The organism is Exiguobacterium sp. UBA3491 (assembly GCF_002377745.1).
Classification (GTDB): Bacteria; Bacillota; Bacilli; order Exiguobacteriales; family Exiguobacteriaceae; genus Exiguobacterium_A.
In genome coordinates, this window is sequence record NZ_DFQK01000012.1 from 114,332 (window position 1) to 127,295 (window position 12,964).

At 47.6% G+C, this 12,964-nt stretch carries 15 protein-coding genes; 12 read left to right on the top strand and 3 right to left on the bottom strand.

The window, feature by feature from the left end; genetic code table 11:
- Positions 1–194: 194 nt before the first annotated feature.
- Positions 195–1,130, bottom strand: a complete 936-nt coding sequence (locus B4F99_RS03655) for a magnesium transporter CorA family protein (RefSeq protein ID WP_023467658.1) — start codon at positions 1,128–1,130, stop codon at positions 195–197.
- 122 nt (positions 1,131–1,252) lie between these two features.
- On the opposite strand from B4F99_RS03655, the gene B4F99_RS03660 reads away from it, so the two are divergent.
- A complete protein-coding gene (locus B4F99_RS03660; RefSeq protein ID WP_290755392.1) occupies positions 1,253–1,621 on the top strand; it encodes an Hpt domain-containing protein in 369 nt (122 codons plus the stop codon).
- A gap of 46 nt (positions 1,622–1,667) precedes the next feature.
- Here B4F99_RS03660 and B4F99_RS03665 read toward each other — a convergent pair whose 3' ends face one another.
- On the bottom strand, positions 1,668–2,546 hold the full coding sequence (locus tag B4F99_RS03665; RefSeq protein ID WP_214855202.1) for a chemotaxis protein CheV: 879 nt from the start codon (positions 2,544–2,546) through the stop codon (positions 1,668–1,670).
- Between the two features lie 218 nt (positions 2,547–2,764).
- Here B4F99_RS03665 and B4F99_RS03670 point away from each other — a divergent pair, with 218 nt between their 5' ends.
- The 11 genes from B4F99_RS03670 (at position 2,765) to B4F99_RS03720 (ending at position 12,234) form a co-directional block, all read left to right on the top strand.
- Positions 2,765–4,204 carry an NADP-dependent glyceraldehyde-3-phosphate dehydrogenase gene (locus B4F99_RS03670; RefSeq protein ID WP_290755395.1) on the top strand — a complete coding sequence of 480 codons (1,440 nt, stop codon included), beginning with the start codon at positions 2,765–2,767 and terminating at the stop codon, positions 4,202–4,204.
- Positions 4,205–4,377: 173 nt separating this feature from the next.
- Positions 4,378–5,349, top strand: coding sequence for an MBL fold metallo-hydrolase (locus B4F99_RS03675; RefSeq protein ID WP_290755397.1), 972 nt, complete (start codon positions 4,378–4,380; stop codon positions 5,347–5,349).
- Positions 5,349–6,107, top strand: a complete 759-nt coding sequence (locus B4F99_RS03680) for an SDR family NAD(P)-dependent oxidoreductase (RefSeq protein WP_290755399.1) — start codon at positions 5,349–5,351, stop codon at positions 6,105–6,107. Before B4F99_RS03675 ends, B4F99_RS03680 begins: the two co-directional genes overlap by 1 nt.
- Positions 6,108–6,126: 19 nt before the next feature.
- A complete protein-coding gene (locus B4F99_RS03685; protein ID WP_290755402.1) occupies positions 6,127–7,323 on the top strand; it encodes an ABC transporter substrate-binding protein in 1,197 nt (398 codons plus the stop codon).
- The gene (locus B4F99_RS03690) at positions 7,310–8,068 is read left to right on the top strand and encodes an ABC transporter permease (protein ID WP_290755404.1); all 759 of its coding nucleotides are present in this window, start codon (positions 7,310–7,312) and stop codon (positions 8,066–8,068) included. Before B4F99_RS03685 ends, B4F99_RS03690 begins: the two co-directional genes overlap by 14 nt.
- Positions 8,065–8,814, top strand: a complete 750-nt coding sequence (locus B4F99_RS03695) for an ABC transporter permease (protein ID WP_290755406.1) — start codon at positions 8,065–8,067, stop codon at positions 8,812–8,814. The genes B4F99_RS03690 and B4F99_RS03695 overlap by 4 nt, the downstream gene beginning before the upstream one ends.
- Positions 8,786–9,673 (top strand): ABC transporter ATP-binding protein, encoded by an 888-nt coding sequence (locus B4F99_RS03700; protein ID WP_064300242.1) that lies wholly within the window; start codon positions 8,786–8,788, stop codon positions 9,671–9,673. Before B4F99_RS03695 ends, B4F99_RS03700 begins: the two co-directional genes overlap by 29 nt.
- Position 9,674: 1 nt before the next feature.
- On the top strand, positions 9,675–10,256 hold the full coding sequence (locus B4F99_RS03705) for a CDP-alcohol phosphatidyltransferase family protein (protein ID WP_290755409.1): 582 nt from the start codon (positions 9,675–9,677) through the stop codon (positions 10,254–10,256).
- Positions 10,253–10,837, top strand: coding sequence for an NUDIX hydrolase (locus B4F99_RS03710; protein ID WP_290755410.1), 585 nt, complete (start codon positions 10,253–10,255; stop codon positions 10,835–10,837). Before B4F99_RS03705 ends, B4F99_RS03710 begins: the two co-directional genes overlap by 4 nt.
- A 162-nt stretch (positions 10,838–10,999) precedes the next feature.
- Positions 11,000–11,536: a PadR family transcriptional regulator gene (locus tag B4F99_RS03715; RefSeq protein WP_023467670.1), complete on the top strand. Its 537-nt coding sequence runs from the start codon at positions 11,000–11,002 to the stop codon at positions 11,534–11,536.
- Between the two features lie 80 nt (positions 11,537–11,616).
- Positions 11,617–12,234, top strand: a complete 618-nt coding sequence (locus B4F99_RS03720) for a hypothetical protein (RefSeq protein ID WP_174316073.1) — start codon at positions 11,617–11,619, stop codon at positions 12,232–12,234.
- Between the two features lie 65 nt (positions 12,235–12,299).
- On the opposite strand, the gene B4F99_RS03725 is transcribed toward B4F99_RS03720, so the two are convergent.
- Positions 12,300–12,959, bottom strand: a complete 660-nt coding sequence (locus B4F99_RS03725; RefSeq protein WP_023467672.1) for a type 1 glutamine amidotransferase domain-containing protein — start codon at positions 12,957–12,959, stop codon at positions 12,300–12,302.
- Positions 12,960–12,964: the final 5 nt, after the last annotated feature.

Here is a 12,964-nt window from a genome sequence, read left to right on the forward strand (position 1 = left end):
GGAGGAATCTTCGCCATCCAGAACCTAATCGAACAACAAGGACCGAACATCCATCAGTTGATTCAACCGGATCAGAGCGATGAAGCGGATGATCTTTGTCTCGTGACAGTCGAAATCACTTAAAATACAAACGAAAAGACTCAGCGACGGAAGCACCGTCGCTGAGTCTTTTTTGACGCATACAAACTTTAGGACTAGAAAAACCTTCTCCGCCATAAGATGAATGCGGCAAGACCAGAGAAGAAGATCATCATGCCGAAGACAATCCAAAAACCGATGACTTCTCCTTCCCAAGGGACATGGACGTTCATTCCGAACATCCCAGATATCATCGTCGGAATCGAGATGACGATCGTAATCGAGGCGAGGAACTTCATGACGAAGTTGACATTGTTCGAGATAACGGAACCAAATGTATCCATCGTCGAACTGATGATGTCTTTATAGATTTGTGCCATTTCCATTGCTTGCCGGTGTTCGACGAAGACATCTTCGAGTAAGTCTTCATCGTCTTCGTGTTTCTCAAGACTCGGTGTCTTGATGATTCGGTCGAGGACACCATCGTTCGATTTCAAGGATGTCATGAAATAGACCAATGATTTCTGAAGGTTCATGAGTTGAAAGATTTCTTGATTTCGCATCGAACGTTGTAATTCTTCCTCGAGTTCATCCATCCGTCGATCGATTTGGCGTAGGAAACGGAGATACGAGGAACTGACTTTATAGAGTATCTGAAATACGAAGCGCGATCGATAATTCGTCCGGAATCCTCGCAACTTACCACTCGAAAATAACGTCAGGACATCGAGCTGTTGCGAACAAACGGTGATGAAATGACGGGATGTCACGATGATACCGAGCGGAATCGTATTATAACGGCGTCCTGATGATTCTTCTTCGATGTAGGGAACGTCGACGATCATCAGTAGACCTTCTTCATCTTTTTCAAAACGTGGTTTTTCTTCCACGTCCAAAGGGTCATAAATGAAATCCTCTGGAATATTCGTAGCAGCGATGACTTGGTCGGCTTCATCCTTGGTCGGATTGACAAGATGGATCCAGGAACCTTTCGTAAACTCCTGTATCTCGTTGACTGCCCCAGTGACATCGCTTCGATAAATCGTCAACATATTGTCTATCCCTCCTGCTCTTCACTGTCTCATTATAGAAATAGAAACGATGGCGTGTAAATGATTCTCCGATTTTTTTTTACGAAGATTAGTGATAAGATAAAAACAGAGGAGGGGAAGACATGCCTTTTTTTAATGCTAAGAAGCTCGAAGAACTTCAATCGATCGCGGGTGGGGATCACGCGTTCCTTCAAAAAATTGGAGAGACGTATATCGCGCAGTTCGATCGAAAGTTTCCTGAACTGAAAGATGCCGTCGCTAAGCAAGATGCTGAGAAAACTGAAAAGCTCGCTCACTTGCTAAAAGGTGCTTCCTATTCCGTTGCCGCTGACGATTTAGCTGATGATTTCGAATTGCTTGAAAAAGAAGCAGAGTCCGGTTCAATGACCGGAACACAAGAAATCGTCGATCGGATTGAGCAATGCATGGTGGAATTCCGTGTCGTCTGGCTCGATGTGTTTACTGGGAAAAATCTTGACGCTCTGCGTTGAGCAATCGAATAGATCAAAAAAGCCGACATGCTGTCGGCTTTTTTTCTTATAAGACGTAGGAATCAACCGTTTCGATCAAACGACCGATTTCTGGTTTCGTGATTTGTGCATTGACACCAACGGATTCACCTTTATGGCGTAAATCGTCGGAAATCAAGGAAGAGAAGACAATGATCGGCAGTTCTGCATAACGATCATCTTCACGGAGTCGTTTCGTTAAATGAAGTCCATCCATCTTGGGCATTTCAATATCCGTAATCAGGAGATCACAGTTACTTCCTTGTTCGAAAGCATCGAATGCGTCTTTCCCATTGATGAACCACTTCAGTCCGTGGTAACCGGCTTCCTCGAGTGTTTCGATGATCAACATCCGGAGCATTTCCGAGTCTTCGGCAATCCAGATGATTTTATCGGACCGGTCACGGGACTGGACGCGACGTCCTTCTTCGCGGGCGAAGATATCCTTGCGTGAGAGCTCAAGGGCAATTTTTTCATAGTCGAGCAGGATGATCATCTTGTCTCCCGTTTTAACGACACCATTCGTTAACCCTTCGATGCCACGAGCGAGTTCGTTTGGTGTATCGATCTGCTCCCATGAGATACGGCGGATTTCCGTCACGGAATCAACGCGTAGGACACTCTTTTCTCCATTGAATTCACAGATGATCAGTCGATCCTCGGTTGCTTCGTCGTGGGGAACACCGATGACTGTAGGCAAATCGATTACCGTCATGACTTCGCCGCGGAGTTCGATCAATCCTTTGACAGCATCCGGTGTACCCGGAAGTGGTGTCATCGGGAGCGGAACGATGATTTCCCGAACCTTCATGACGTTGATACCGAACGTATACGGACCACAATGGAAGATGACGATCTCGAGTTCGTTCGTGCCGGCTTCTAATAAAATATCGTGCTGATTGTACATATGGTTGTGCCCCTTTCCATTACCTTCACTTCACTTCTGACTAGTTATCGGCATGCTACGTTAAAAATTCTAGTTCTGAATCGACAAAAAAAGTGTTGTAATCGCTTTCATAATATGTTAAGCAAAAAGTTTGGCATTTGTCAGACCAATTGATTACAATAAGCTATGCAGCCACACACTGAAATGAGAGAGATAAAAATAAATGGAGGTAGAGTGGAATGACTACAGCAACAACCTACACATTTTTACTAGATGGAAAATGGCATGAAAGTGAATCAAAAGAGACGATTGAAATCTCTTCACCATATAAAGAGGATCTTGTCGGTCGTGTTCAAGCGATGACAAAACCAGAAGTCGATCGTGCCATCGCTTCAGCGAAAGCGGCACAAGCAGAGTGGGCAAAACAACCAGCGAACAAACGGGCTGAACTGCTTCACGCTTGGGCAACGGAACTCGAGAAACGTGCGGACGAAATCGGTGAAGTCATCATGCGCGAAGTCGGTAAAGGACGTGCAGATGGCGTCAAAGAAGTCAAACGGACAGCTGAAATCATTCGCTACACTGCGGAAGAAGGTCTCCGTTTCGACGGTCAGATGATGCAAGGGGATTCGTTCCCAGGCGGTAGCGCGAAAAAAATCGCGATCATCAAAAAAGCGCCACTCGGTGTCGTGCTTGCCATCTCACCGTTCAACTACCCAGTTAACTTGGCAGCAGCGAAACTCGCACCTGCACTCATGACAGGGAACGCCGTCGTCTTTAAACCGGCAACACAAGGTTCAATCAGCGGTATCTTAATGGTTGAGGCGCTCGTCGCAGCCGGCCTTCCAGCTGGACTCGTCAACATCGTCACAGGTCGTGGATCAGTCATCGGTGATTACTTGACAGCTCATCCGGGAATCAACATGATCACATTCACAGGTGGTACAGGAACAGGACAACATTTATCACGTCAATCTGCAATGATTCCACTTGTCCTTGAACTCGGCGGAAAAGACCCAGCACTCGTTCTTGAGGATGCGAACCTGTCCCTTGCAGCAGATCACATCATCAGTGGTGCATTCTCTTACTCAGGTCAACGTTGTACAGCAATCAAACGTGTCTTCGTTCTCGATCACCAAGCGGATGCGCTTATTGAAGAACTTAAGACTCGAATTGCAAAATTGACAGTCGGTTCACCTGAACAAGAAAGTGTCGTCGTACCGCTCATCGATACGAAATCAGCGGACTTCGTCGAAGGCTTGATTATGGACGCAACAGACAAGGGCGCAACGCTCGTCACAGGTGGCGGACGTACAGCAAACTTGATCGAACCAACACTTCTTGACAACGTGACACGTGATATGCGCGTCGCTTGGGAAGAGCCGTTCGGACCAGTTCTTCCAATTATTCGTGTTAACTCGGTCGACGAAATGATCGCATACTCGAACGAATCAGAATACGGTCTTCAAGCAAGTGTCTTCACGGAAAACATCGATGCTGCGTTTGCGGTAGCGGACGCGCTTGAAACAGGTTCTGTTCAAATCAATGGACGTACGGAACGTGGTCCTGACCACTTCCCATTCATCGGTGTTAAATCATCGGGTCTTGGTGTTCAAGGTGTCGGACGTAGCTTAGCTTCGATGACACGCGACAAATTAACAGTCCTCAACTTAAAATAAGTTTTTGACCGACCTTTCAATCTGCGGAAAGGTCGGTTTTTTGTGCATCCATTTCTTATACTCTAGCGTAAGCTAGACAACAAATATCATCCGCTGACGCACAAAGTTTGGCGCTATAGCTTCAATCTCTCTATAATGAAAGAAAATGGACGAGAGAAAAGAGGCGTGTAGGCATGACTGTATCAGACGAAATCATCCCGATTCCGATTCCCACACCATTTCCTGTAGGGGACGTGAACTGTTATGTGTTACGAACGGAAGGGGAAAACATTCTCATTGATTGTGGACCCGATACACTCGAGGCGTGGCAAATGATGCAACAGACGCTTGCGCGACACGATTTGAGGGTTGAGGATTTAGATCGTGTCATCGTGACGCATCACCATGCGGATCATGCTGGGATGGCACATCGATTTTCAGAGAAAGGCATTCCTGTCTATGGACATGCGCGGTTGCGCCCGTATTTGGAACAGGACGAGACGTTCCTAAACAATGGGGACGTGTTCTTACGTCGACTGGCGACTTCATTTGGTGTTCCGTCAGCGATTCAAGAGATGTTACCGAGCTATCAATCTGCCTTAAAATGGCTTGGAAAAGGTCAGCTTGATTTCATATTAAAGGAAGGCGACGCAATTACACCTTCTGGGCGATATCGCGTCATCGAACTGCCAGGTCATGCGAGTGACCAAATCGGAATTTTAAGCGACGATGGTATATTGTTCGCGGCGGACCATTTGCTGGACCGGGTCGAACCGAACCCGTTGCTTGAACAACCGCAACCGGGTGATGACGTGCTCGTGAAACGACCCGTTCTTGCGTATCTCGACTCCTTGGAAAAACTACAAGGAGAACAGATCCGAATTGCGTATACCGGTCATGGTGATCCGATTCGCGATGTCGCGGCACTCGTTGAAGAACGATTGATGCAACGCAAGGCACGCGGTGATCAGCTCTTGAAGTATTTTTCGGGAGAACATACGTTATTCGAATTAGCACAAGTGACGTACGGTAACCGATTAAAAAAATCATTCCCTCTTGTCATGAGTGAGATGAAAGCACGCCTCGATACACTCGTCGCCCGCGGTGCGATCACGGTCGAGAAACGATCAGGTATCCTCTACTATTCGAAAATGGAGGAAGTCTAATGCAACTCATCAACCGGACGATCGTCATCACGGGTGCTTCAAGTGGACTCGGGGAGGCACTGGCGCGCACTCTGCATAAAGAAGGCGCAAACTTGATTTTAATCGCACGACGCGAGGATCGGTTACAAACGTTAGCGTCTGAACTCCAGGCAGACTACCTGGTCTACGATTTGGAAGAGGCGCCTGAAATTCTTGCGAAAACACTCGCAAATCGTTATGGACGGATCGATATTTTGATTAATAACGCAGGTTTCGGGGAATTCAGCTTCCTAGACGATACCTCGATTGAAACGATTGAGTCGATGCACCGGATCAATGTCTTAAGTCCGGTTCGTTTGACAAAAGCCTGTCTGCCATTACTGAAAGAAGGTGGCATGATCGTCAACGTGGCCAGTCAGGCGGGGAAGTTGCCGACACCGAAATCAACGATCTATTGCATGACGAAAGCAGCGATGTTGCAGTTTTCGAACGCGTTACGTCTCGAGTTACGTCCAAAAGGCATCCACGTCATGACGGTCAATCCAGGACCGATCGCGACAGAATTTTTTGTCCGTGCGGATGTCGACCGGAAGTATGAGCAAAATGTCGCTTCTATCGTCCTATCGAAAGAACGACTAGCTTCTACTGTCGTCCGAGCAATAGAGCAGCGTAAACGTGAAGTCAATGCACCATGGTGGATGGAGCTATCGGCAAAAGGGTACGGCGTGATGCCACGGTTGATCGAGTGGTTAGGAAAACCGGGCTTCGATAAAAAGTGATGACGGAGGAGAACGACAAATGAAAACAAAGGTAATCAGCTTTCTTGCCCTAGGTACGCTGCTCGCAGGCTGTGGAACACCGGATGCGACACCGGAACCGAAGAATGTCTTAGGGACTTCTTATCAGACGATCGAAAAAGAAGCGGAAAAGTCAGCGGTTCGGATGTATATGTGGGGCGGCGATGACGGCATCAATGCCTACATCGATGAATACGTAGCACCGCGTCTGAAGAAGGAACACAACATCACATTAGAACGGATTCCGATCGAGACGGCGGATATCATTCAAAAACTGCGTGCTGAGAAACAGGCAGGTAAGGAAAAAGGTGTCATCGATGTCGTCTGGATCAATGGCGATAATTTTTTAAATGCTAAAAAAGATGATTTACTGTATGGAGAGATCACAAAAGTCCTCCCGAACATGAAATATGTTGATGCTGCCGCACAGAGTTCAGATAGTGGTACGAAAACAGACGGACTTGAAGCCGCATGGGGGAAAGTTCAATATACGTTGCACTATGACGCAGCTGACGTGAAGTCGCCGCCGACCGACTTGAAAGCACTGAAGTCATGGGTCAAGGAAAATCCAGGACGTTTCACTTATCCGGAAGTGACGGACTTTACGGGGAATGCCTTCGTCCGCCATGTCATGTATGGTGTCGAATCGAATGAAACCTTAAAAGACCCGAAAGCAGACTTCAAGAAGACATGGGCTTATTTGAACGAAATCAAACCGTATCTCTGGAAAAAAGGGAAGACCTATCCAAAGACACTTGCCCAACTCGATCAGTTATACGCGAAGGGAGACGTTGATTTCACGATGGGCTTCAACGAACGACGGGCTGAACAAGAAGTGAAGTCAGGAACGTTTCCGAAACAAACACGTCCGATCGTCTTGAAGGATGGATCAATCGCGTCGACGCATTTCCTTTCCGTACCGTTCAACGCACCGAATCCGAAGGGCGCACTCGTAGCGATCAATACGTTGTTATCACCAGAAGCACAGTTGAAAAAATACGATGCGACGTATTGGGGAGACGGAACGAGTCTTGATTTATCGACACTTGATTCATCAGAACAAAAGCAATTCGCTGATGTACCGGCTGCACCGTCGACACCAAAGCCAAGCGTCTTTGAAGGAAAGGTCCGGACGGAACTCGACCCATCCATTTTCGAGATGATCCGTAAGGAATGGCCGTCTCGTGTGGCGCGGTAACGCGTATCCTGCTGCACTCTTGATGGCAGGTATGGTCTTATACGGGTTATGGGTCAGTATCTCGATGACGACATCTGCTGATTACCGCGAGCTACTGACGGATGAGGTCTTTTTAGAGAGTCTAGCCGTCAGCAGTTACGTGGCCATCGTCAGTACGGTGCTCGCGCTGATCATTGGTGTGGTGCTCGCAAGTCTCTTGAGCAGAACAAGACTAGCTGCGTTACTTGCGATTCCTTTATTCATCCCTCATCTAGGAGCAGCATACCTCGCGATTCTCTATTTGAGTGATGTGCCTGTCATCGGACCGCATGAAGGGAATTATTTTAATGTCATCTTGACGTATCTGTATAAAGAAATTCCGTTCGTGTTTTTTTATCTCTTACCGGTGGTCCGGCGCCTTGATTCGCGTTATCAAGAACTCGGTATGATGCTCGGTTTATCACCAGTGCGCCGATTCTGGCATGCGCGGGGTGTTTTCCTACTCGTTCCGATGCTTGAGGCAGCATTTATCTTGCTTGCCTTCATCCTGTTCGCATATGAGATTCCAGCACTGCTCGGCGTGACCTATCCAAAATTACTTGGCGTCTATGCATTCGATTTGTATACACAAGGCGATTTATCGGAGCAACCACTCGCTTTTGCAATGAGTGTCGTCTTGACGGGAGGACTCTTCCTCCTGCTATTGCTTATGACTGGTTTGACACGCCCACTGGCAACGAAGATCAGTAGGGGGCGAAGCGAATGATAAAAAAAATCAGTGTGACTGTATTCGTTGTAATCCTGTTCATCGTTCCTTTAATTGGTTTGATTACAGGAGAGTGGAATTGGAATCCGCGCCTAGAAGCGACGCTCGGCACGACCGTCGCGATGATTTGTGCCGTCGTATTGTTGAATCATCTCTTCGGGTACATGGCAGGAAAAGCGATTGCCTTTCAAACGGGGAAACGGATTCGTATAGCAGAGTTCTTGATTAGTTTGCCGCTGTTCGTTCCCGTGTTATTGCTATCATTCGGTCTCTATTTGACATGGATCCGTCTTGGTTTGGCAGATCGATTTTTTGGTGTCCTGCTCGTGTTGCTTCTGCCGACCTTGCCGTATACAGTTCGCTTGTACACGAACGGATTTCAGGCGCTCGGAGAACGGATGCTTGAACAGATGGTCTTGATTGAGGGGAACCGGTTCAAGCGTTGGTTCTATTTGACGGGACCGATGCTTCGGTCGACGTTACAATCCGTGACGCTACTCGTCACGGTGATCACGATCAGTCAGTATGCACTAGTTGCGTTGATTGGTGGTGGGATCGTCCGCATGATATCACTCGAAGTATTCCCGGCGTATTCTGGTAATTCGCAAGGGGCGGCGCGTCTAGCGACACTGCGGTTGATCGGGGTGCCCATTCTCTTTTATGCTGGACAAGCCGTTATTTTTTCTAGTTGGATACGAATCGTACGGAGGCGTTTAAATGGAAGTCACGATACAACAAGTCAATAAACGATTTGGAACGAAGCATGTGTTGTCTGATATCGATTTAAATATCGCATCTGGACAATGTGTGGCTTTAGTTGGACCGAGTGGTAGTGGGAAAACGACGCTTCTCCGCCTGATTGCGGGTCTCGAACGTGTGACGAGTGGAGTGATTCAGTTCGGTGACCGAGATGTGACTGTTCTTTCACCGAATCAGCGAGGTGTGACGATGATGTTTCAACGGTCGCTGTTGTTCCCACATTTGAACGTCGAACAGAACATCCGTCTCGGTGCCAAACAATTAACACCGATCGAGCTCGAATCCTGGTTACATCGCGTCGGACTCGAGGGAAGAGGAAAAAGTGCTGTTCACGAATTGTCAGGGGGCGAACAGCAGCGGGCGAGTTTAGCTCGTGCGCTGGCGAGTCAACCGGACTTCTTGTTGCTCGATGAACCGTTCTCGAGTCTAGATGTACCGAGACGACGGGAACTACGGACATTGATTCGGAAGTTGACCGAGGAACAAGGTGTCACGACACTCCTTGTCACACACGATCGGGAAGAGGCAATGGCGATGGCGGATATCGTCTATGTCTTAGAACAGGGGCGAATCGTCGATCATGGTACACCGATTACGCTGAGCCAGACCAGCCCGTTTTTTGGCGAAGGCATTCAAATTGAAGAAACATGGCATCCGTTGACGGCAGTCAACTTGGTCTCAAGACCGACGAAGGAGACGGATGAACGTGTTACGATTACGAAAGAACTCATTCAATACGGTGTTCGATTCTACGAAGTCGAACGAGCATCCGGAGAACGACTCGTGCTCTCTTCAGACGAGACGATTCATGAGAAAGAAGGCTATATCGTTAGAAAGGAGGGGTGACATGTTAGATACGCGTGCGCGTAAAATCGTTCAACCCCTATTTGATCAAGGGGCGACCTTATTTAAGAAAATTGGATTATCGGCGACACAGGTGACGATCATCTCCGGCATCATCGGTGGTGCGACGGGCTTTTTCGTCTATAACGATATGATGGGAACGGCGATTGTCTTATTGTGGATCTCGGGCATGCTTGATGTCATCGATGGAACGATGGCACGAAAAGAAAAGACGACTCCAATCGGCACGATTCTCGACCTTGTTCTCGACCGGATCGTCGAGCTGTCAGTGCTGATTGGTCTTGCACTCCGATTTCCGGAAACGCAGGCCGTTATTCTGTTGCTCGTCGCATCATTCGTCATTGGGATGACGATGTTCCTTGCAATCGGAGCGGTCAGTGAAAATTACGGCTACAAGTCGTTTCAATATCAACCGGGACTGGTCGAGCGAACGGAAGGGTTCTTATTCCTAACAGCGATGATCCTGTTCCCAAGCGCCATCATTTGGATCGCAATTGTCTTTTTGATTGCTGAACTCTATACGGTCGGGGAGCGATTCCATCAAGCTTCGAAGGTGTTACGATGAGTGAACAAGAGATGATCATGACGGTGGACCGTGCTGGGAATCCGCTCGGACCGCGTCCGCGATCAGAAGTCCACGCAAAAGGTCTATGGCATGAAACGTTTCATTGTTTCGTTTACGATCCAAAGCGGGACGTCGTGTTGCTCCAGCAACGTTCTGAACAAAAGAAGGACTTTCCGGGAATGCTCGATATCACGGCAGCCGGTCATCTGCTTGCAAATGAGACGGTTGAAGATGGTGTCCGGGAACTCGAAGAAGAGATTGGTTTAGCTTATACCTTTGATCAACTAATACCTCTTGGAGTTCAGGAGGAGGAGTTTCGGGATGCGACACTTTGGGATTGTGAACGATGCCATGTGTTTCTCGCACAAAGTGATCAAGCATTAGAATCGTATATGCTTCAGGAAACCGAAGTGAAACGATTAATCGCTTTTTCGATTGAACAGTTGGATCGCATCGCTGACATGTCCATCGAGCGTATTCAGGACACGACAGGCGAGTGGTTCGATCGTCGTCAATTCGTTCCGCATCCTTCTTCTTACTGGAGACATGTACGACAGGGAATCGAGCAATTACGTAAATAGAAAGAATGGGAAAGAAATAACGCATGAAGACCTACGATCGAATGTGATTTCGCTCGTAGGTCTTTTTTTAATCGTACATTCGTTCGACGCAAGAGTAGCGAAATTAAGATATATTTGAGATAATTAAGTATATATACAAAAGAAGGAAAGAAGGTGCAGCCAGTGGCATTACGATTTGCACTACTCGGGCTGCTGACCCAAGGGGAAGCGACCGGTTACGATTTAAGCGCGACTTTTAAAAAACAGATGATCCACTTCTGGACCGCACACCATACTCAAATATACCGAGAGTTGTTGAAAATGGAAGAGGCAGAGCTCGTGACGAGTGTTCATATCGTCCAAGAAGACTTGCCGGACAAGAAAGTCTATTCGATTACCGATAAAGGGCGTACGGAGCTCGTTGAATGGTTACGGACACCAAATGAATTCAAACCGAAGATGAAGGATGAGAACTTGATGCGGGTGTCGCTCTTGCATCTGCTCCCACCAGAGGAAGCCGTTGCTTATTTGGAAGAGTCGAAGCGGCACCATCAATTTGCCGTCGAGATGATGCATAGTTGGCGTCACGACCACCTCGAGAACGGTGCAACACTAGGGGAGACCTTGACGAGTGAGTACGGCTTGCGTATGATGTTGAATTACTTGGATTGGTGTGACTGGGCAATCGCGGAAATCAAAAAGAACGAAGCGAACGTCTAACCAAATTGGCTCGACTGTCATGTAGATGGCGGATTCGAGCCAGTTTTATTTTGTAATAGGATTTAGTAAGGAGAGAATCGATGTACTTTAATGACTATGAAGACTGGATTGAGGAAGAGGCGGAAGCATTATTTCGCTTACATGAAGAACCGCTGATACGAGAAGCGATCTCGTATTCGCAATTTACGGCGTATGTAGAAGAGGCACTCCTTGAACCATTATTGCTGAAATTACGTTGGCTCGGAGAAGCAGAAGAAGAGGAGATTCTAGAACGAGCGGATTCAATCGTTTGGGAGAATGCCTCAGGTCATTCGGAAGCTTCCCTTCGGCGAGATGTGTTACGACGGGTCGTCAAGCGAGACTTTACTGCGCATATCCTCGCGTACCTCACACCAATTCTTGAAGCGAGACAAGCCACTTATGAGGCGGAATTGAAGCAGCTTCAATTGGCGCATGCTGAACAAATAGATGAGGTCAAACAACACGAGCAACAGATTGAACTCGGACCGCCACCTAAAAAGGTCAAAAAATGGTGGTATCTCAAAGAAAAAGAAGTAGCACGTTCCTATACGGAGGAAGAACGATCTGCGCTACAGGCACAACAGCAACAACTCGAGGACGAGTTAAAGCGACTCGAACAAAAAAAACGTGAGACTGAAGCTGATCTCGAACGATTGGATTCACTTCACCGATTGTAATTCACGCCAAAAAATGGAGCAGACGACGTTATGTCGTTTGCTCCATTTTGTATAAAGGTATCGTATTAAGCTTGTGTCGCAAGTTTCGCAAGGACAAGTTTCGCGACCGCTTCACTTGAAGCCGGGTTTTGTCCTGTGACGACGTTGCCGTCGATGACTGCGAATTCCTTACCAGCATCTGATGTCAGGAAAGTAGCGCCTTCACCACGAAGTGTCGTCTCAAGCAAGAATGGTACTTTATCTTCGAGACCTGTCGATTTTTCTTCTTCGTCTGTGAAGCCGTTGATTTGACGACCTGATACGAAAGGTTTGCCATCGATCATGACGTGTGCGAAGGCCGCTGGACCGTGACAGACCGATGCGACGACGCCATCTTTTTTGATGACAGCTTCAATGGCACCTGCCACTTGTGGGTTATTCGGGAAGTCGACGACCGCACCGTGACCACCTGGGAAGTAAACAGCATCAAATGATGCTGGATCGACTTCTGAGAGTGCTTTCGTGTCGTGCAACGCACGGCGTGCATCTTGGAATTTCGGCAAGATTTCTTTGACAATCGATGCTTTATCGATCGGGACGTCGCCACCTTTGATCGAAGTGACCGTCACGTCATGTCCTGCATCCTTAAACAGGTTGTATGGTGCTGCGAACTCTTCGAACCATAATCCTGTTTTGTGACCATTCATGTCATCTGCACTTGTTGATACGATTAAAATACGAGCCATAATAA

Excerpts from the sequence above, each read along its gene's own strand:
- B4F99_RS03700 (WP_064300242.1), top strand. The coding sequence starts at position 8,786 with ATGGAAGTCACGATACAACAAGTCAATAAACGATTTGGAACGAAGCAT.
- B4F99_RS03670 (WP_290755395.1), top strand. The coding sequence starts at position 2,765 with ATGACTACAGCAACAACCTACACATTTTTACTAGATGGAAAATGGCAT.
- B4F99_RS03695 (WP_290755406.1), top strand. The coding sequence starts at position 8,065 with ATGATAAAAAAAATCAGTGTGACTGTATTCGTTGTAATCCTGTTCATC.
- B4F99_RS03725 (WP_023467672.1), bottom strand. The coding sequence starts at position 12,959 with ATGGCTCGTATTTTAATCGTATCAACAAGTGCAGATGACATGAATGGT.
- B4F99_RS03710 (WP_290755410.1), top strand. The coding sequence starts at position 10,253 with ATGAGTGAACAAGAGATGATCATGACGGTGGACCGTGCTGGGAATCCG.
- B4F99_RS03660 (WP_290755392.1), top strand. The coding sequence starts at position 1,253 with ATGCCTTTTTTTAATGCTAAGAAGCTCGAAGAACTTCAATCGATCGCG.
- B4F99_RS03675 (WP_290755397.1), top strand. The coding sequence starts at position 4,378 with ATGACTGTATCAGACGAAATCATCCCGATTCCGATTCCCACACCATTT.
- B4F99_RS03665 (WP_214855202.1), bottom strand. The coding sequence starts at position 2,546 with ATGTACAATCAGCACGATATTTTATTAGAAGCCGGCACGAACGAACTC.
- B4F99_RS03720 (WP_174316073.1), top strand. The coding sequence starts at position 11,617 with ATGTACTTTAATGACTATGAAGACTGGATTGAGGAAGAGGCGGAAGCA.
- B4F99_RS03685 (WP_290755402.1), top strand. The coding sequence starts at position 6,127 with ATGAAAACAAAGGTAATCAGCTTTCTTGCCCTAGGTACGCTGCTCGCA.
- B4F99_RS03655 (WP_023467658.1), bottom strand. The coding sequence starts at position 1,130 with ATGTTGACGATTTATCGAAGCGATGTCACTGGGGCAGTCAACGAGATA.
- B4F99_RS03680 (WP_290755399.1), top strand. The coding sequence starts at position 5,349 with ATGCAACTCATCAACCGGACGATCGTCATCACGGGTGCTTCAAGTGGA.
- B4F99_RS03705 (WP_290755409.1), top strand. The coding sequence starts at position 9,675 with ATGTTAGATACGCGTGCGCGTAAAATCGTTCAACCCCTATTTGATCAA.